We start from the raw sequence: 18,031 nt of genomic DNA on the forward strand, positions 1-18,031 counted from the left end.
CGCGCGCTCAGTCGGCGGCAAAACGATTGCGAACTTGTTTCGCCGATCAGGGATCATGAATCCATGCAAGACACCATCGTAGCGCTGGCGACGCCTCCGGGCGAAGGCGGGTTGGCGGTCATACGCATCAGCGGTCCGCGCTCTTTGGAAATTGCCCGCGCCTTTTTTCATCGCGCCGACCGACGATCCCTCGACGCCGTCAAATCGCACCGCGCCTGTTTCGGAGAAATCCGCGACGCCGACGGAACCTGCATCGACGAAGCTGTTTTCACTTTCTTTCAAGGCCCCAAAAGTTATACCGCCGAAGACGTCGTCGAACTCGCCGTACACGGCGGCGTATTCGTCTCCGCCAAAGTCCTCGAACTGGCGCAAGCCAAAGGAGCGCGACTGGCCGGGCCGGGAGAATTCACCCGTCGCGCCTTTGTCAACGGACGCCTCGACCTGTCGCAGGCCGAAGCCGTCTCCGACATCATCTCAGCCGCCTCCGATCAAGCCCTCAAAACCGCCGTGTCCCAACTCAAGGGCGCGCTCTCCGAAAAACTCAACGAGCTGTTTCAGGACGCCCTGCAATTGCTCTCGCAACTGGAAGCCGCCATCGACTTTCCCGAAGACGATCTCAAGCTGGCGCATAGCGACGAAATATTAAAATCTGCGGAAGCGCTCATCGAACGCTTGCATCGTCTCGCCGCCACCTATGACCAGGGCAAGATCATTCATGAAGGCGCGCGCGTGATCCTCGCGGGCAAACCCAACGCCGGAAAATCCAGTCTGCTCAACGCCCTCCTTCAGGAAGATCGCGCCATCGTCACGCCCTATTCGGGAACGACGCGCGACCTGCTGGAAGAACGCGCGCGCATAAACAATATTCACGTCAACCTGATCGATTCGGCGGGTCTGCGCGAGAACCCGGAAGAGATAGAAAAAATCGGCATCGAACGCGCCCGCGCGGCGCTCGCCGACGCCGACCTCATCCTGCTCGTTTTCGACGGCTCCCAGGCGCTGGATGATAACGACCGCCTGCTCATGCAAACGGTGGCGGGCAAGCAGAGCCTGCTTCTCATCAATAAAAATGATCTGACACAGGAACTGGACGCAGAGGCATTGCAAACAGAACTCAAGAAGGCTCCGCTGTTTTTATCCGCCGCCACCGGAGAGGGGCTGGACGCGTTGCGACAAGCGATCTACGATCACTGCGCTCCGCAGTTGAAGGAATCCATCATCATCACCCGCAAGCGCCATCAGGAGGGACTGGAGCTTGCCGCTCAAGCGCTGGAACGCGCGGCGGAATCGGTGCGCAACCAACTCTCTGAAGAGTTCACCGCCGTCGACGTTCACATCGCTCTCGACCATCTCGGCGCCATCGTCGGCAAAAATTTTTCCGACGATCTGCTCGACCTCATTTTCGGTCAATTCTGCATCGGAAAATAATTCCCAGCCAGCGTCACCAAATTGACGAGCTATTCGCAGTCGCCAGCAACATAAATATAGAAAAGTTCTAAATATCTCATTTTATTGGACTTTTAGAATTGACACAAAGTCGTCAATGGCTATAATAATCGTCAGATTATGAACACACCGACCAAAAATCAGCCTTATAAAATCATCGGGGACAGTCCCGAAATCCAGAAAATCTATCACGTGGTCGACAAGTCCGCAAACTCGGACAGCACGGTGATGATTTTTGGGGAGAGCGGAACCGGCAAGGAACTCATTGCGCGCGCGCTCCACCACAACAGCGAACGCAGACAACAACCCTTCATCGCCGTGAACTGCGGAGCCATTCCGCACGATCTTCTCGAAAGCGAATTGTTCGGCTACGAAAAGGGCGCCTTCACCGGCGCCGCGCAGACGCGGGTCGGGCGACTCGAACTGGCGCATGAGGGCACCGTCTTTCTCGATGAAATCGGCGACATGCCGACGCCTCTGCAAGTCAAACTACTGCGCGTTCTTTCGGAACGCGAGATCGACCGCATCGGCGGGAGCAAATCCATTCCCATCGACGTGCGCGTGGTGGCGGCGACCAACGTGAATATCGAAAGCGCGATTGAGCAAGGAAAATTCCGCGAGGATTTATTCTATCGCCTCAACATCATCCCCATTCACATGCCGCCGCTGAGAGAGCGCAAAACCGACATCCCCCTGCTGGTCAATCATTTCCTCAACCACTTCAATCTACTCAAGAATAAATCCTTCGCCAGCATTGAAGCGGAAGCGATGGAAATTCTGAAGCATTACAACTGGCCGGGCAATATTCGTGAGTTACAAAATTTTGTCGAACGCATGGTGGTGCTGGGATCAGGAACCAAACTGACGCGGCGGGATTTACCGGAAAAAGTTTTGAACGACGTGCCTCACGAAAAATGGGCGCCGCTGGAAGAGGCGGAACACGACGAAACGCCTGCGGAAATGATCCGGCGTTCCTTTCAAAGCGCGTCTCCCTTCCCGGTCTTCTCGGGAATCCCCGAAGAGGGCATCAATCTCAAACAAACGGTGGAAGACTTCGAGCGCGAAATCATTCTCGAAGCGCTGGAAAAAACAGGTTGGGTGAAAAACAAGGCGGCGACCCTCCTCGGGCTGAACCGAACCACCCTGGTAGAAAAGCTGAAAAAAATGAAAATCAGTCGCGACGACTGATCTTTAAAAAATTTCCCTCCGACGCGGCCTTTTGCCGTCGTTTCAGCCGGTCCCAGGCGAGACCGGCCATCTCAATAAAACTTTTTCAATCCATCCTTCCCTGCGCAAAAAACGGGGAGCCGGCAATCAACCTTCGATTTTAGCCGCGGCCAATTCTTTCGCGATGCGAATGGCATCCTTGACGAATGCCTGATAGGACTGGTCGGTGTCTTTGTGTTGCGTCTGCTTGATGATCTTCTCGCCGTCGGCGTCGATCACCAGATCCAGAACGTTGATGCCAGGGGTGACATGGTGCTTGCGAATTTCGATTTTGATTGTATTGACTTCCATTGACCCTTCTCCAGGTTGAAATTTCAGTTCTTAGAAGAGCCATTTAATATCATTTCAAGTCAACAGGGTCAAGATGCAATTAGATGATGGTATTCAGCAAGCCGCCGGAAGAGCCCTCGTTGATCTGATTTCGCAATGTTAAAGCGCGGATCGAGGTCTCGAAGCGCGTCAGCGATAATTGCAGATTGCTGATCTCGCTGGACAGATCCGTGTCGCCCAGATTCGATTCCGTCGCCTTCAGATTTTCGATGGTCGATTCCAGCCCGCGACCTGCGCTGGACAATCGATTGGAGGTCGCGCCCACTTCGCCGCGCGACGAGGTGACAGCGGCGATGGCCTGATCGATATCGTCAAGAGCCTGCAAGGCGCCCTGCGAGGTCGACAAATCGGTCTGGTCGATGCCAAGACTCGCGCTACTGACGTTCTCCACCACATTCACGCTGATCTGGTTTTCCGGGCCGCTACCAGAGCCGACCTGAATGTCCACCGGATTGGACGATCCCGCGCTGAGCGAACCGTCCAGTAATTTTTGTCCGTTGAAGTCCAGCGACTGCGCGGTGCGGTCGATCTCTTCGCGAATCTGATTGAACTCCTGATCGATCGCCGCGCGCTGAGAACTGTCGAGAGTCCCGTTCGCCGCCTGCGTGGCCAGCTCCCGACCGCGCGCCAGCAAATCTCCCACCGAAGCCAGGCCGCTGTCCGCGGTGCGCAAAAAATTGCCGCCGGTTTCAGCGTTCTGAACCGCCTGGGTCAGAGATCGAATTTCCGAACGCAGTTGTTCCGAAAGAGCATTGGCGGCAGGATCGACGCCCGCGCTGGTCAAACGACGCCCCGAGGCGATCTTAGACAGGGAAGAGCCGATCCCCGAACGATTTTTCTGGATTGAATTCAAAATTCCATCCAATCCGCCAAAGTTGCTGGAAGGCATCTTTCCCCCTTTCGTCTAACCGCAGGCGCCAAGCCTGTCGATTAATTTATTGAAAAGATTGAGGACTCTTTATAGAATACGAAAGCTGAAACCTCAATTGCAAGCAGTTTACCGAGACCACGCCCATGAAAATCATCTTGAACGGTTCCGAATACAGCGCTCCGCAAACTTGCGAACGGCTGAGCGATGTGCTCCAACACATTCAAACTTCCGATTCCGAACAACCTTTGTTGATCGCTCATCTCAAGCTGAACGGGCGCGACATGCTCCCGGATTCCGAAGAAACGCGCGGCGTTCTGGTCTCCGAAATCCAGACGCTGGAAGTTGAAACCAGCACCTTGAGCGAATCCATCCTGCGCAATCTCGACAACGCCGAGGAATACCTCAATAAATTATTGCCCGGCATCGAACGCGCCGCAGAATTGTTCCGAAGCGAAAACGAACTCGAAGCCAATAAATTCTTCATCAAGATTGTCGACGGCATCGACTGGCTCTCCCAGGTTTTTCAGCTCGTCGTCGCCGCTCAAAATCGACGCCCGGAATCCTTTGAAATCAATGGAAGCACCATCAAGGCGCGGCAGGATCAGCTCAAGAATCTGACCCAGCAAATGGCCGAAGCCAACCAGAATCAGGACTGGGTCCTGCTCGCCGACCTGCTCGAATATGAAATCCATCCCTATTATGAGGAATGGCATTCCCTCATCCCGCAATTGCGCAACCCCACCCCCGGCTCCCAAATGCATTGATTTTTAGCTCACTATCCTTCCTTCCCGTTGTCTTCAACAACAAAACGACAGCAAAACTAAAAAAAATCAGATTTTTTGTAAAATTAGCTAAAGTTTTACCAAAAGAAACCGTTAAAGAGAACGCAGGGGTGTATTCCAATTTTCCGGCCCTTGCCGAATCGTTCTTCAACTATTTATTTTTTTTGGGGTTGCGATTCTGGGAGGGCAAGATTTAACTAAATAGTCTATCGGCGAAAATAAATAAAACTTTAATTTGATTTAAATCATTTTAAAATAAATATAAGCCTGAGAAATCAAAGCAAGACCCCAACAACCGGGAGGCATTGCCATGGTAATTGAAACAAATTTCACGCCGCCGCCTGCAGAGGTTGGACCTTCTGCAACGCCGGACGCCGTCGCAATCAATCGATCTGCGCGGCAGGACAACGAACAGGACAGAGAGCGGAAGGACATCGTAGACAATGAGCGCGAAACCGGGCGCGCGCAAAACCGCGCTTCGCAAAGCGAAGACCGGGTGGAAATCACCCCGGACGCTATCGAACTGAACCGCAACGGTCAAGTCGCCGAGGCGTCGCCCAATCCTCGACCGGAGCCTCCACAGGCAAACGCAGAACCGCGCGCGACCGGTGGATTGCAAGAACAGGAACCGCCTAATTTAACGTTTCAGAATCTGACCGGCGCCCCCGACCCCGACGACAACGATGTGGAACGGGCGCTTCAGCAAAATCCGGTGGACGCCGCGGTGCAACAAAGCCGGGTCATCACTGAGAACCGGACGGAACGCACCAGCGCAGCGGATGCGGTGAGTCAACGCGTTGAATCTCAACAGGATTCCACTCGAGAACCGCAGGCGGTGAATACCGATCCCGGCCCCGCAGGAAGCAATCCAGCGGGATCAGCGCGAACCGTAGCCGTTCAGGATCGAGCGGAAGCGCAGGCGGAAAGCCTGGAATCTGAAAGAAATGACAATGCGAATGAGGAACGAGTCGAACGAAGACAGGAACCGACGCCGACCGCCTTCCAGACGGAAGTCGGTCAGAACGTCGACGATCTGATATAGGTTGCCGCGCCCACCGGCACTGCGTCGGAAGGGCAAGTCAACAGAAGGTTACACGCTAGAGGAGTCAAGCAGTAAACCGGCGGCTCACCGACACTTTGGGAGGTTGAGGAGAGCCTGTACGACCGGTTATATGCGCGGGCCGCGACCCTGAAACGCGGCTTCGCCCATACCCCTGATGCTTCGCCTGCTGGTCTGCCCGGAGGTCAAATGAATGTTGTAGCATTCTAAGGGCCTTCGTGCGTCTGCAATACTGGCGGCGCGGACGTATACAATTTTGGTATCGTCAGGAAATTGCCTCCCGAAGATTTCTTCTTATCGACACGAGAAGAAAAACACTTTAACCTTTTCGGGGATTTTCTGAGGCAGTTGACGATCCATGGCCAGCAACGGCATTGAAGGAGCGTTACGTTTTAGCGGAGTTCAGAACTCCCCGCCGCTTTCGACCAACAAAGCGGCGGAAAACAGGAGTCGAGCGCAGTTGCCCGAAGTTCGCGGCGAAGGCGCGCCCGGATCGGACCGCCTGCTGTTCAACGGATTCAGCCTCAATACCCGCAATGTCCCGGCGCTGGAAGCCTCCGGCCCCATCGCCGCCTTTCGCGTCGTCGACGCCATCCGCCTGCTCAATCAAAACGTTCAGGCCACAAAATCGCCTCTCGTCATCGCCCTGAAACAATCCACCCGATTCGGCGATCTGCAACAGAATCGCCTGCTCAGCCTGCGCAATTCGCTGGAGGATTTATCCGCCTCGGTATCGACCCTGCTCAAAGATGAAAGCCTCAACACGCGCAAGGGATCGTCATCGCGCTCCGAACGGGTGGAGCTGAGCGCAAGCCGCAACGCGGTCCCCGGCGACCAGCTTTCCGTCGCTCCTTTGAGACTGGCGGCAGACAATGTCTTGTTCTCCGACAAACAGGACTCGCTGGCGGCGCTGGGCCTGACCGGTTCATTCCTCATCAACGGTCACAAAATCGACGTCGTCTCCACAGATTCTGTTTTCGAGATTCGCGATAAAATCAATTTTGGCGAAGACCTCAACAAGAATGGCCGCCTCGACGGTCCCGAAGACCTGAACGAAAACGGTTCGATAGACATCATCCATGTTCCCTTCAGCGAAGGCGGGAGCGGACGTTTCAACATTGAAGACATCAACGGCAACGGCGTTCTCGATCCCGATGAAGATCTCAACGATAATGGATTGATTGACGGCGGCAGTCTGAACAACAAGGTCGTCGCCAACGTCATCAACAGCCGACTGGTTCTCACCAGTTTCGCCGGCGGCAATCAATCCATCGGTCTGCAAGACGACGACGGCATCCTCCTCTCGCTGGGTTTTTTCGAGCTGGACTCCAAGGGCAATCCAATCCAGCAGGAACGCCAGTTCAGCGACGACAACCCGCCTGCGAACCTGATCCAGACGCCGCGCACCGCGCAGATTCAGGTGAATGGCAAAACGGTCTCCAATGCGACGAATATCTTTTCAGAACTGACGCAGGGAACCGAAGTCACGGTCAAGCGTTCGTCCAGCGACTCCGTCCTGCTCAGCGTTTTGCTCCAGGTCGAACAGGCCTTCAACCAGATCGAAAGTTTTGCCGAGGCCTTCAATGAATCGGTGGAGAAACTCAACGAAATCCTCACCCTGTCCTCTGAATTTGGAAAGGATTTTGATTTCCAGAATATCCGCAACGACCTGACCGGCGACGCCCTGAAACCGACTCGCAAGAAACAACAGGCCAACGCCAACTTCGACGCCCTGCAACAGACTGTCGAGAACCTCAATAAAATCGGCATCAGCATACAAAATCAGGACAAAACAAAGGCGCAGGAGATCGCCATCTCCTCCACACTCGATTCGATCCAGCGCGGACTGTCTCTGACCCGGAACGCGCCGGAGGCCCTGCTCAATCGCTTGACGAGCTTCGGCATCCAGACCCTGCAGGACGATACGTTCAAAATAGACGGACCGGAACTCAAACGCGCTCTTGTCGTCAACACCGATGAAGTGATCGACCTGTTTTTGAACGAGGAGACCGGAATCCTGCCGACCCTGGAGCGGAATTTGCAAAACATTCTCGAAGCGAATGTCGGCGATCTCGATATCAAATCGACGCGCATCGACATTGGCACGCGCTCGCCCAATTTTCTGGGCCGCGAGTTCAAGAAAATTTCTGAAAACCTGGTTTTGGGAAGCAACGTACAAAACCTGATAACGGTGGCTTAACGCATGGACGCAAAAGAAACGGCTAAGAAAATTGTCGCGACTCTCAAAGAGGAGTTGAAATTATACGCCCTGATCGACCAGAGGCTCGACGAGCAGGAACGCGCGATTCGCAACGAAGACGAACGTCTCGTCTTCAAAATCATCGATGAAAAAGACGAAGCGCTGCAGACGCTTCGCGAACAGGACCGTCAGCTGGCCCAATGGACGCAACAGTTCTCGCCGGCCCAACTGGACTTTCTCGAGGAAAAAACCCGAGCGCTAAGAGACAAATTGAGCGCAACGCTGAAGAGCATTCTCGCTAAAGAAGAAACCTGTGACAAATTGCTCCAATCTTTGCAATCAAGAACCGGGTCCAAAATGACCGGGGTGAAAAAGGGCAAGATCGGCCTCAAAGGCTATTCCCTGCCCAGTCGTGTGAAACCTAAAATTTCCAAGAATATCTAATCGAGCTGAATCATGACTCTTTCGATCACGCCATTGCCGCGAGTGTTCAAAAGCTACCAGATACAGGAACGCTATGGCGAATTGAACAAAAAGGTCAAAGTCAAAACCGTGCAGGGACAGGTGGATACGGTAAAAATTTCCGCCAAAGCGCGTGAATTGCTCGAAAAAGGCCCGGTCGCCCCCAATCCTGTCAACGGACCGCTCCCCATGCCGCCGCAAAACGCGCCAGCCACAGAAACTGCTGAGAAAAAAGATGAAGGTTTCAAACCGTTTGACTTTTCCCAACCTGCTTTTCAATCCTAAGGCTTCTGAATATTTCCAATGTTCTTTTGTTCCGCTCTTGGAAAAGGCTAACAGCCTTTGACTTTTCCCAACCTGCTTTTCAGTCCTAAGGCTTCTGAATATTTCTCATTTTCTTTAGGCGCCGCATTTTCATTCTTTACGCTCCTTCTCAGTCAGCGCTTCACTCTCAGCGCTTGCCAACGCATTAAGTTTGCATCTCCCCTTTTGACGGGTTAAATTCAGTGGATTTCAATTTCAACGAACTTTCTATCAACGGATTTCCATGATTTGCATACCCATCACCGGACTGGACATGAACCAGGCGCTGGCGGATTTGGACAAAGCCGCCGAACTCGCCGACCTGTTCGAGCTACGCATTGATATGATAAAGGACGCCGACATCCCGGCCCTGCTTTCAGCCGCAACCAAACCCTGCATTGTCACCAACCGCACCAAACTGGAGGGCGGGGAGTATCGCGGAGACGACGCCAGCCGCATCCAGCGCCTGCGCGAAGCGATTGACGCGGGCGCGGACTATGTCGACGTCGAGGTTTCAACGCCGCGCGAACTGTTGCAATCCATCATCGAGGGCGAGCGTAAAAACACGCAGGTCATCGTCTCCTATCACGATTTCACCAAAACGCCGGACCGACTCGAAGGGCTGTATGAAATCATGCGCGAACTTCCCGGCGACAATATCCTAAAGATCGTCACCTACGCCCAGGACCTCAACGATAATTTGCAGATGTTCCGCCTCGTCGAACGGGCGCGCAAGGAAGGGCAAAAATTCATCGGCCTGTGCATGGGCGAAAAGGGAGAAATCAGCCGCATTCTATCCACCCTGCTCGGCGGATACCTGACCTTTGGCTCGCTCGACCGGGGCAAGGAAAGCGCGCCGGGGCAGATCACCGCATCGCGTCTGCGCGACGTTTATCGAATCGGCAGTCTCAAGGAACCGGTCGAACTTTACGGCGTTCTCGGCAACCCCGTCTCGAAAAGCATGGGTCCCTGGATTCATAACCGGGCCTTCAAGGAAACGAATCGCTCCGCGATCTACGTTCCTCTTCTGGCGGACAACGCCGAGAAATTTTTCGAAGGATTTAAGGATCGCATTCAAGGATTGAGCGTCACCATGCCCTTCAAGGAAAACATGGTCCCTCTGGTCTCTGCAATGGAAGACGCGGCCAGGCCCACCGGCGCGCTCAATACTCTGTACAAGAAAGACGATCAATGGATCGGAGCCAACACCGACGGCGTCGGCGCTTTGCAGGCGCTTGAAAAATTAACCGACGTGTCCGGCAAGCGCATCCTCATCATCGGCGCGGGCGGCGCCGCAAAAGCCATCGGTCACGAAGCGGTGCGACGCGGGGCCAGCGTCACCGTGACCTTCAACGCCAATCAGGACCGCGCCGAAAAACTCGCCAATGAACTCGGCGGCAAGGCCATTCCGATTCGCGCCGCGTTGAACGATGCGACGGATATTCTGATCAACTGCTCGCCTGTGGGCATGACGCCTGATGTAGAGACTTCTCCAGTTTCGGCGCGCAAACTGAATGACAAAATCATAGTTTTCGATACGGTTTACAATCCATTGGAGACGCGACTCCTGCGCGATGCGAAGGAAGCCGGTTGCAAGACGGTGACCGGCGCTGAGATGTTCCTCAATCAGGCGGCGGCGCAGTTTGAATTGTGGACGGGAGAGAGCGCCCCGTTCGAGGCGATGCGCGAAGCCTTAATGGATCAGTTACAGGACAAGACTCCCTAAGGCCTTAGAGAGTCTTTGCCTGAATGCGCCTGGAGTGATCGTCCGTGGCCGCGGAACGTATCACCCAAATCCCACCTTTACTTCAGATCGCCGAGGGATGCGCCGAAGTTGATGTGAAACGGCTGTCCGCCGATCACCAATGCGGGAACTGATTTCACGCCCGCCGTTTCCGCTTCCGCAATGCGCGCTTTTTCATTGCCGAGGTGAACCACTTCCACATCGTAATCCGAGGGATTCAGCGCTGTTGCAAACCGTTCTTCCGCTTCCACGCATACCGGGCATCCTGCATGATAGAAAACTGCTTTCGTCATTTTGAATCTCCTTAAAGTTTAAGTTGTACCGCGTGTTGCGCCAGACGTTCATTCGCCAGACGCAATTAGAAAATTTGATTGCCTTGAACGGCTATTTTGAAAACTTTGAAAACACGTAACCGCTCGATTCCACCTGGGTGTGACATTGGTAGCATCCGGTTTTTGGATCTTTGATCAACGCCTGCTTGCCCGTTGGATCGAAGGCCTGAAACCCCCAGCCGCCGGTTTCTTTGAACGCCTTGTTCTTGTACATGACCACGTATTTCAAGCGGTCGCCTTGAGTCATGATGCCGCCCTGATCGACAACGTCATGGAAGATGCCGACAAAATAACTGCCTTCGGGATACTCCCCGCCCTTCTTGTTGGCCTCCAGCGCCGAGTCGTTGGCGTAGGTGGACAAGAAACCGAACAGAGGGTTCGCCTTGTCATGAATCACCGTGGAGCGCACATGCTCCCAGCTTCGATGCTCGGTCGGAAACGGTACTTTTGCCGATTCCGCCATGACCGAGGTTGCAGATAGACTCAGCGCGGCCAGCGCCAGCGCTGTTTTCAAACATTTTTTCAACTTCACTGTTGTTTCTCCAATTCCTGGTTGTTTGATAATTGCGGTCCGCCGATTCCCGGCGAATCGCTTTGTTTTAAAAAGCTGGATACCATCCATTCGCGCCAGCCAGCCCCTGACGTTCTTCTCAAAAACCTGTCAATAATCGTCCACCGCGCTCCCTGTTAAAAATGCTTCCCAGACCAGCGCGTTGACTTCCGCCGACGCCGTCTTGTGATCTTCGCAATCCAGCCTCAGGTCCATTTCAGCCAGCGGCGCATCGACAAAGGCGCAATGATGCGGTTTCGCCTCGCCGCCGTGGACATTAGGCTTGAAAAACTCGCAGGTCACGCACATACGAGCCACGGACACCTGCCCCGTATCCTGAAGGTTGCGGATCATTTTGATCAATCCGCGCAGGAACACGCTTTGTTCGTTTTCATCCAGGGCGCCGACCGCTCCGATGAACAAGTCCGGCCAGTCCGCCGTTTTTTGCGCGCTTTTCTTTCCTTTCGCAGTCAGGGAGATTTCCAGACTCCGCGCGTCTTTTGCCGAACGCTGTTTAACGACCAGTTTTTTCTCGACCAGAGATTCCACCGAATCGCTGGTGGTCGCTGAAGTCACGCCCAGATTTTTAGAAATCTCCTGCAAGCGCATTCCCTTACCCGCCTGCGAGTTCAGCAAAACCAGAATCTGCCCCTGAGTGGGCGTCAGCCCTTCCTCGCTGGCTTTCTTCCAGGCGTTGCTCTTCAGAGCCACGCCGATTTTGGACAACCCGGTGATGATCTTTCGGGCTAGCCCGCGCCCCTCTTCCGACAATTCGATAGATTTCATATCCGCCTCAATTAGTTAGGACTCCTAAATATTAACAAGGGGCGAGCAAATCTGTCAACAGATTTCATAAAAAAAATTTATTATCAGATGTGAAGGCAGGCGCGCTTATTCACAGGGGATGGGGGCGGATAAGGCAAACGAAGCTCGTTCAGCGTTTCGGTCTCTATTAGAAAACGTTCAGGATTTTTCCAAGAGAGGTCCGCGCTTGCAGACTGGCGAACGAAGCACGCTCAAAGCCTCGATCTCTATAAGAAAACGTTCAGGGTTTGACAGCCTCGCATTTGGCGCGGTACCAGTTATAGGCGTTGGCGATCTCGCGTTCTCCGCCGGGTCGGCGCGTGTAGCATCCGCTGGCGTCGAAGGGGACGTAGCCCATTTGCAGGTCGTTATAGATTCCATTGACGTAAGACGGGAAGTCAGCGTAGATGGGAAGTTTGAGCTTCAACTCCGGCATCGCCTCGTCGCGAAAGCGGGTCAGCAAATCGCCTTGCGGGTGAATGCGACTCAAACCCGCATCGCCGCCTTCCTTTTCCTTGGCGTAGTGGATCAAATCTTCAAAATCCTCCCAGTCTTCCAGCGCATCGACATCGGAAACAAAAGAAGGATCGTTATGCAATTTGGTCGTGAAAGGCGTGTTCAGGAGCGTCGAGGCGCCAGAATGAAAATTGGCGTCATGCGCTCCGAACTTGTAATCATCATCCGGTCGGATTTTACGCAAATCATTACCAAAATGTCTCAGGTGATACATTAAATGCGAGGCAATCTTCAAAGATCGCAGGGGAAAGGTCAGCGCTTTCTTGATTCCGGCGCGCAGAATATTACCGTCTTTACGCGCCTGATGCAGGTACTCGACGATGTCCAGCTCGACCCGCGTTAGGTTGATCGGGTAGATATTGGGTTCCTTGAGATCGTGCAATTCGGTCCCCTTCTTATAAAGCCCCCGATAATGATAATTGCGTTTCACGAACTCACTCGCCGGGTTGGCCTGGTATTCCGGGAACATGGCTTCTCTCGCATTGAGCCAGAGAATCAGGTTGTGCTTCACCAGATCCTCATCATGCAGGACCTTTTCCAGATCATAAAGGAAAGGCAAATCGCCGGGCTGAAACAGCACCACTTCGTCCGGGTCCAGACGCAAACGCCCCTTGCCCAGCGCCAGGGTTTTGAGGATACTCAGGTTATCCGGGTCTTCGCGCACAAACTGCACCGATTTGCCGCCGTCGCCGCAAACCCGCAGATAAGTCTCCAGCACCGTCTCCACCTCTTCCGACCCCACCACCACCACTTCCTTCAACGAGGAATACAGTAGATTGGCCATCGCGTAGCACATGATCGGGATGCCCTGAACCAGAAACAGGAATTTCAGCTGGTCGATGGAATCGTCGCAGGCGCGCAAGATCAGATGGCTGACGCCGCTTTTACCCTGAGCGATTTCGCGTTGCGCTTTGCTGATGCTGGACTGGTTGGCTTCCTCGCGCGAGGGATATCGGTTGTGGCTGAAACTGACAATGCATTTGTCAATTTCAGGGCGATTGTGAGCAAAGTGCATGACCGTAGAGACCTGAAAATCTTGATTTTAGCGTTGAAGGCCCGACGGGCTCAATCAATGAAGAAAAACTTTATGCCTCATTTTTATCATTTTATATTATATTCGCCAAATCGTTTTCAGCCTAAAGTGCCGTAAAATCTTAAATATTTTCACTTAAAAGAGTTACGGCCCTGAAAGGGGCAAAAATTTAAGGGGCAAATAAACTTGACGGGGATTTTTTAAAGGACTTAAAATTGGATTCCCTCGCGTATAATAAAAGTGAACGCTCAGGTTTCGGCCCCCGCGCCGGATATTTATAACGCAGTTTGAAATAAGGAATTGAAGATGGGAGACCCCGTCCACATCATAGAATTGATCGAGCAGGTTCTGGAAGAAACTGCAAACCAGCCCGCTCTTCAGGATAAATTATACGATTTGCGCGACGCGCTTTTTCAGGCCCAGCAGACAGCGGCCCAGCACGCTCAAAAAATCAATGTATTAGAAGAGACCATCGACAAGCTGAAATCACCGGCGCATCGCATCGGCACCGTTCTGGGACAGGGCGAAGGCGATTTGTATCGCTTGATGGTCGGCGGCGCCGAATATCAGGCGCAAGTCTCGCCGGAAGTATTGGAAAACGACACGCTCGAACCCGGCGATCAGGTTGCAGTCAACGAAGGCTTTGTCGCCATCGCCAAACTGAAACAACCGAGCCAGGGGCCGATCAATCGCATCGCCAGCCGTCTCGCCGACGGCCATTGGCTGGTTTCTTCCGGCGGCAGTTCCGCCAGCGAAACGATGGTGCAGTCGCGTCCCGGACTCGATGTCTCCGCCTTGCGCGAAGGCGACGAGGTAATCCTCGATCCCAGCCAGAAAGTCATTCTCGGACGCTTGCCGAAACGCGAGTCCAAATCCTTTGTGCAGGACGATTTCGTCAAAACCGACTGGTCCAAGGTCGGTGGTCAGGAGCACGTGGTCGAAGAAGTCAGGAAAGTGATCGAGTATCCCATCCTGCATGAAGAAATCATCGCCAAAATGGAATTCCAACTGCCCAAGGGCTTTCTGTTCTACGGCCCCCCCGGTTGCGGCAAGACCCTCATCGGCAAGGCCATTCTGACGGAAATCATCAAACGCCTGGGCGACCGCGAGAACCGCGATCTCGAAGGACGGTTCATTCACGTCAAGGGCCCGGAGATTCTCAACATGTGGCTCGGCGAGTCCGAGCGCAAGGTGCGCGAAATATTCGCCAAGGCGCGCGAGTATAAGGAAAAGGGACATGTTCCCTTTATTTTCATCGACGAAGCCGAGTCGGTGCTTGGAACGCGGCAAGCATGGAGAGGAAACAATATCTCCAACACGCTGGTGCCCATGTTCTGCGCCGAGATGGACGGCATCGAATCGCTTCGCGACACGGTTGTCATCCTCGCCACCAATCGCCCCGACCTGATCGACCCGGCGATTTTGAGGCCGGGCCGAATCGATCGCAAGGTCAAGGTCGGTCGACCGGACCGCGACGGATGCAAGGCGATTCTCAGAGTCTACCTCAAAGAAAATCTGCCGATGGAAACGGACAACTTCGACGACATGGTCAATCCTTTCCTCGACTACCTGTTCCAGAAAACCTCGGAGCACGAAACCCTGGTTCTGACGATGCGAAGCGGCGAGTTCAAAAAATTGTACTGGAAGGATTTCATTTCCGGAGCCATCCTCGAAAGCATCGTCACACGGGCCAAGGAAAAAGCCGTGGAACGCGCGATCAACGGCGAGGAATTGAAAATCCTGCGCGACGACCTGAAGGCGGCGCTCAAGACCGAGTTTGAAGAGAGCCGCATCGTGCCCGCGGAATCGAATATGGAAGACTGGTTGCGTCTGCTCGATATGGACCCGCAACATGTCGCGCGCGTGCGCAAGCCCAACGAGTCGGATCAGGCCGCGCAAGTCACCATCAACCGCTCAATCATATGATCGAAGATCTGCCTCCCCTGATGGGGATCGAAACAGAATACGGAATCATTCGCGAAAATGCGGAGGATTCGGACCCCGTCGAAGAGTCCATGGCGCTGTTGAAAGCTTCGGACGCGCTCAGTGTTTTCGGCGCCTGGTCCTATCGATTCGAGAACAGTCATCAGGACCTGCGCGGCTTCCGGGTGCGTTCGCTGGCGCAGGATGAAGAAGAGGACGAATTCTGCGAGCAGGATCGCGAGCGTCCCTACAGCTATCACGACATGAAATGCGATCGCACGCTGTCGAACGGAGCGCGTTTTTACAACGATCACACGCACCCGGAATACAGCACGCCGGAATGCAACGATCTGTTTCAACTGGTGGCGCACGACATCGCCGGGGAACACATCGTGGCGCGCGCCGCCGAGTTGCGAAACAAGGCGCTGGGCGGCCCGCATGTGCAATTGTTCAAGAACAACACGGATTACGTCGGGCACAGCTACGGCACTCACGACAATTATATGGTCGCGCGCGACGTTCCCTTCGAGAGCATCGTCAGCGCCCTGGTATCGTTTTTAGTCACCCGGCAATTGTACGCCGGTTCCGGCAAGGTCGGTTACGAAGGACGCAACGAATCGTTTTCCGGGCTTCAGCTGGCGCAACGTTCGGATTTCATCGAATCGATTTTAAGCATCGAGACGATGACCCAGCGTCCCATCATCAACACCCGGGACGAGTCGCACGCGGGCAAAGAATTTCGCCGCCTGCACCTCATCCTTGGCGACGCCAATATGTCGGCCTACGCCACCGCCCTGAAGGTGGGCGCCACGCGCCTCGCGCTCGGTCTGGTCGCCGCCGGAGAAGCCCCGGTACTGGAACTGGAAGACCCGGTCGCCGACGTAAAAAAAATCTCGCGCGACCTCACAGGACGCGCTTCCTTACGACTGAAAAGCGGCAAAACAATCACCGCTCTGGAGGTTCAGGAAGCCTTTTGCGAAGCGGCTCAACGGTGTTATGCTGGAAAAAGCGAGGAACTCAACTGGGTGGTGAGCGAATGGGCGCGAACCCTGAGCGAACTGAAACACGCCCCGGAGAAACTGGCGGACCGTATCGACTGGGCCATCAAAGCCGATCTGTTTCAAGGCTTCATGGAAGAAGAATCCCTCGACTGGGACGATCCCTGGTTGAAGAGTCTGGACCTCGAATACCATAATCTGGACCCCGAGCGCGGCCTGTACCGGGGACTCGAGCAGGAAGGCCGCGTTTTATCGCTGTTCAAGGAGAGCGAAATCTCCGAAGCCGTCGACAATCCACCCCAGGGCACACGGGCGTGGATTCGAGGCAATATGGTACGCTATTATACTAACGACATTCAGTCCATCCACTGGACGGGTATGAAATTGAAGGACGATTCTGTGATCGACCTGACGGAATTGACCGACCCGGACGCCGTGGAACAATGGATGAATTCCAACAAGGAGCAATGGATATGGAAATGAACGATCCCAAGCGCAAGGAAGAACGTCGCGAGGCAGAGCCGGATCAGGGAGACGGCGGACCTTCCAGCCCGAAAACCGAACGACCCGGACGCGACAGCATTCTCAAACGAATGAAACGCGTTGATCCGAAACAATCAGAACGCTACAAACAGCGCACCGGCCAATGAGCGAACGCATTCAACCGAACCGCGCCACTGGAGATTTTCTCGAACTGCTGGAACAGTCGGGTTACCGATGGAGCCGTCCTATTGAAGGCGCCGGCGCCAGCCTGTCTCCCATTCCGTCTGGAACCACCGTACTCGCGTTTCACTACGCCGACGGCGTTCTCATGGCGGGCGATCGTCGCGCCACGGCGGGCAACGCCATCATGTACGAACGTTGCGACAAGGTCATTCCGGTCGACGACCATTCCCTGATGGCCATCGCCGGCGTTCCCGCGACGGCGTTTGAAATGGCGCGGGTGATGTCTCACAATTTTGAATTTTACCGCCGCTCGCAGTTGCAACCGATGAGCGCCGAGGGCAAGGTGCGCGCTTTGTCGCGTCTGCTCAAGGACAACGTCGGCATGGCCCTGCAGGGCGTCGGCGCGGTCAGCCCGATCTTCACCACCTACGATCACCAGAACAAACAAGCGCTGATCTATTTTTACGATATGCTCGGCGCCGAATTTCAGATACGCACGCACACCACCACCGGTTCCGGGTCGCCCATCATTCGCGGCGTCATGGAACATGAAGACCTGTGGGGTGTGAAACCGCTGGCGCAACGAAGTCGCAACGAAGCCGCTTTGTTCGCCGTCCGTTTACTGAAAACCGCCTCGCTGTTTGATTCGGCAACGGGACAGGCCCGCCCCGAAGATCAGATCTATCCCACCATCGCCACCGTAGACGCCGATGGGTATCACTTCTTTGAAGAACAGGAAATCGCCACGCTTTTTCCAGAAGCCATGAAACGAGGTCAATAGTCC

The 18,031-nt window shown here is 54.4% G+C and carries 18 protein-coding genes; 12 read left to right on the top strand and 6 right to left on the bottom strand.

Annotated features, from left to right (window positions below):
* Window positions 1-63: 63 nt before the first annotated feature.
* Together mnmE and G3M78_02960 are read left to right on the top strand one after the other, a co-directional pair.
* Window positions 64-1,428, top strand: coding sequence for a tRNA uridine-5-carboxymethylaminomethyl(34) synthesis GTPase MnmE (gene mnmE / locus G3M78_02955; GenBank protein ID QPJ64410.1), 1,365 nt, complete (start codon window positions 64-66; stop codon window positions 1,426-1,428).
* A 138-nt stretch (window positions 1,429-1,566) separates the two neighbouring features.
* A complete protein-coding gene (locus G3M78_02960) occupies window positions 1,567-2,634 on the top strand; it encodes a sigma-54-dependent Fis family transcriptional regulator (GenBank protein QPJ64411.1) in 1,068 nt (355 codons plus the stop codon).
* Between the two features lie 126 nt (window positions 2,635-2,760).
* Here G3M78_02960 and G3M78_02965 read toward each other — a convergent pair whose 3' ends face one another.
* Both G3M78_02965 and G3M78_02970 read right to left on the bottom strand, forming a co-directional pair.
* Window positions 2,761-2,964, bottom strand: a complete 204-nt coding sequence (locus G3M78_02965) for a hypothetical protein (GenBank protein ID QPJ64412.1) — start codon at window positions 2,962-2,964, stop codon at window positions 2,761-2,763.
* A 79-nt stretch (window positions 2,965-3,043) separates the two neighbouring features.
* Entirely contained in the window at window positions 3,044-3,892 is an 849-nt protein-coding gene (locus G3M78_02970; GenBank protein QPJ64413.1) for a flagellin FliC, read from the bottom strand.
* A gap of 125 nt (window positions 3,893-4,017) precedes the next feature.
* Between G3M78_02970 and G3M78_02975 the strand changes: the two genes are divergently transcribed.
* From G3M78_02975 to aroE, 6 genes are all read left to right on the top strand, one after another.
* A complete protein-coding gene (locus G3M78_02975; protein QPJ64414.1) occupies window positions 4,018-4,638 on the top strand; it encodes a hypothetical protein in 621 nt (206 codons plus the stop codon).
* Between the two features lie 328 nt (window positions 4,639-4,966).
* Window positions 4,967-5,698: a hypothetical protein gene (locus G3M78_02980; GenBank protein ID QPJ64415.1), complete on the top strand. Its 732-nt coding sequence runs from the start codon at window positions 4,967-4,969 to the stop codon at window positions 5,696-5,698.
* Window positions 5,699-6,074: 376 nt separating this feature from the next.
* Window positions 6,075-7,916 carry a flagellar filament capping protein FliD gene (gene fliD / locus G3M78_02985; protein ID QPJ64416.1) on the top strand — a complete coding sequence of 614 codons (1,842 nt, stop codon included), beginning with the start codon at window positions 6,075-6,077 and terminating at the stop codon, window positions 7,914-7,916.
* 3 nt (window positions 7,917-7,919) lie between these two features.
* Window positions 7,920-8,360: a flagellar protein FlgN gene (locus tag G3M78_02990; GenBank protein ID QPJ64417.1), complete on the top strand. Its 441-nt coding sequence runs from the start codon at window positions 7,920-7,922 to the stop codon at window positions 8,358-8,360.
* A gap of 12 nt (window positions 8,361-8,372) precedes the next feature.
* On the top strand, window positions 8,373-8,663 hold the full coding sequence (locus G3M78_02995) for a hypothetical protein (GenBank protein ID QPJ64418.1): 291 nt from the start codon (window positions 8,373-8,375) through the stop codon (window positions 8,661-8,663).
* 262 nt (window positions 8,664-8,925) lie between these two features.
* Window positions 8,926-10,407: a shikimate dehydrogenase gene (gene aroE / locus G3M78_03000; GenBank protein ID QPJ64419.1), complete on the top strand. Its 1,482-nt coding sequence runs from the start codon at window positions 8,926-8,928 to the stop codon at window positions 10,405-10,407.
* Between the two features lie 77 nt (window positions 10,408-10,484).
* Here the strand turns inward: aroE and G3M78_03005 are convergent, their stop codons facing one another.
* The 4 genes from G3M78_03005 to G3M78_03020 all read right to left on the bottom strand — a co-directional run bounded on the left by G3M78_03005 (window position 10,485) and on the right by G3M78_03020 (window position 13,642).
* On the bottom strand, window positions 10,485-10,718 hold the full coding sequence (locus tag G3M78_03005; GenBank protein ID QPJ64420.1) for a thioredoxin family protein: 234 nt from the start codon (window positions 10,716-10,718) through the stop codon (window positions 10,485-10,487).
* Between the two features lie 91 nt (window positions 10,719-10,809).
* On the bottom strand, window positions 10,810-11,289 hold the full coding sequence (locus tag G3M78_03010) for a cytochrome P460 family protein (protein ID QPJ64421.1): 480 nt from the start codon (window positions 11,287-11,289) through the stop codon (window positions 10,810-10,812).
* Window positions 11,290-11,418: 129 nt separating this feature from the next.
* The gene (locus G3M78_03015) at window positions 11,419-12,093 is read right to left on the bottom strand and encodes a winged helix-turn-helix transcriptional regulator (protein QPJ64422.1); all 675 of its coding nucleotides are present in this window, start codon (window positions 12,091-12,093) and stop codon (window positions 11,419-11,421) included.
* 259 nt (window positions 12,094-12,352) lie between these two features.
* Complete coding sequence (locus G3M78_03020; protein ID QPJ64423.1) at window positions 12,353-13,642, bottom strand: hypothetical protein; 1,290 nt, start codon at window positions 13,640-13,642, stop codon at window positions 12,353-12,355.
* Window positions 13,643-13,966: 324 nt separating this feature from the next.
* Between G3M78_03020 and G3M78_03025 the strand changes: the two genes are divergently transcribed.
* Genes G3M78_03025 through G3M78_03040 form a run of 4 tightly spaced genes read left to right on the top strand, consistent with a single transcriptional unit; the run spans window position 13,967 to window position 18,028 of the window.
* Entirely contained in the window at window positions 13,967-15,586 is a 1,620-nt protein-coding gene (locus G3M78_03025; protein QPJ64424.1) for an AAA family ATPase, read from the top strand.
* The gene (locus G3M78_03030) at window positions 15,583-17,064 is read left to right on the top strand and encodes a proteasome accessory factor PafA2 family protein (protein QPJ64425.1); all 1,482 of its coding nucleotides are present in this window, start codon (window positions 15,583-15,585) and stop codon (window positions 17,062-17,064) included. Before G3M78_03025 ends, G3M78_03030 begins: the two co-directional genes overlap by 4 nt.
* Entirely contained in the window at window positions 17,055-17,231 is a 177-nt protein-coding gene (locus G3M78_03035) for a ubiquitin-like protein UBact (protein ID QPJ64426.1), read from the top strand. The genes G3M78_03030 and G3M78_03035 overlap by 10 nt, the downstream gene beginning before the upstream one ends.
* Window positions 17,228-18,028 carry a proteasome subunit alpha gene (locus G3M78_03040; GenBank protein ID QPJ64427.1) on the top strand — a complete coding sequence of 267 codons (801 nt, stop codon included), beginning with the start codon at window positions 17,228-17,230 and terminating at the stop codon, window positions 18,026-18,028. The genes G3M78_03035 and G3M78_03040 overlap by 4 nt, the downstream gene beginning before the upstream one ends.
* Window positions 18,029-18,031: the final 3 nt, after the last annotated feature.

It is taken from the genome of Candidatus Nitrohelix vancouverensis, from assembly GCA_015698305.1.
In the GTDB taxonomy this organism is placed as follows: domain Bacteria; phylum Nitrospinota; class Nitrospinia; order Nitrospinales; family VA-1; genus Nitrohelix; species Nitrohelix vancouverensis.

Coding starts and splice junctions, on each gene's coding strand:
- mnmE (QPJ64410.1), top strand. CDS start 64: ATGCAAGACACCATCGTAGCGCTGGCGACGCCTCCGGGCGAAGGCGGG.
- G3M78_02960 (QPJ64411.1), top strand. CDS start 1,567: ATGAACACACCGACCAAAAATCAGCCTTATAAAATCATCGGGGACAGT.
- G3M78_02965 (QPJ64412.1), bottom strand. CDS start 2,964: ATGGAAGTCAATACAATCAAAATCGAAATTCGCAAGCACCATGTCACC.
- G3M78_02970 (QPJ64413.1), bottom strand. CDS start 3,892: ATGCCTTCCAGCAACTTTGGCGGATTGGATGGAATTTTGAATTCAATC.
- G3M78_02975 (QPJ64414.1), top strand. CDS start 4,018: ATGAAAATCATCTTGAACGGTTCCGAATACAGCGCTCCGCAAACTTGC.
- G3M78_02980 (QPJ64415.1), top strand. CDS start 4,967: ATGGTAATTGAAACAAATTTCACGCCGCCGCCTGCAGAGGTTGGACCT.
- fliD (QPJ64416.1), top strand. CDS start 6,075: ATGGCCAGCAACGGCATTGAAGGAGCGTTACGTTTTAGCGGAGTTCAG.
- G3M78_02990 (QPJ64417.1), top strand. CDS start 7,920: ATGGACGCAAAAGAAACGGCTAAGAAAATTGTCGCGACTCTCAAAGAG.
- G3M78_02995 (QPJ64418.1), top strand. CDS start 8,373: ATGACTCTTTCGATCACGCCATTGCCGCGAGTGTTCAAAAGCTACCAG.
- aroE (QPJ64419.1), top strand. CDS start 8,926: ATGATTTGCATACCCATCACCGGACTGGACATGAACCAGGCGCTGGCG.
- G3M78_03005 (QPJ64420.1), bottom strand. CDS start 10,718: ATGACGAAAGCAGTTTTCTATCATGCAGGATGCCCGGTATGCGTGGAA.
- G3M78_03015 (QPJ64422.1), bottom strand. CDS start 12,093: ATGAAATCTATCGAATTGTCGGAAGAGGGGCGCGGGCTAGCCCGAAAG.
- G3M78_03020 (QPJ64423.1), bottom strand. CDS start 13,642: ATGCACTTTGCTCACAATCGCCCTGAAATTGACAAATGCATTGTCAGT.
- G3M78_03025 (QPJ64424.1), top strand. CDS start 13,967: ATGGGAGACCCCGTCCACATCATAGAATTGATCGAGCAGGTTCTGGAA.
- G3M78_03030 (QPJ64425.1), top strand. CDS start 15,583: ATGATCGAAGATCTGCCTCCCCTGATGGGGATCGAAACAGAATACGGA.
- G3M78_03035 (QPJ64426.1), top strand. CDS start 17,055: ATGGAAATGAACGATCCCAAGCGCAAGGAAGAACGTCGCGAGGCAGAG.
- G3M78_03040 (QPJ64427.1), top strand. CDS start 17,228: ATGAGCGAACGCATTCAACCGAACCGCGCCACTGGAGATTTTCTCGAA.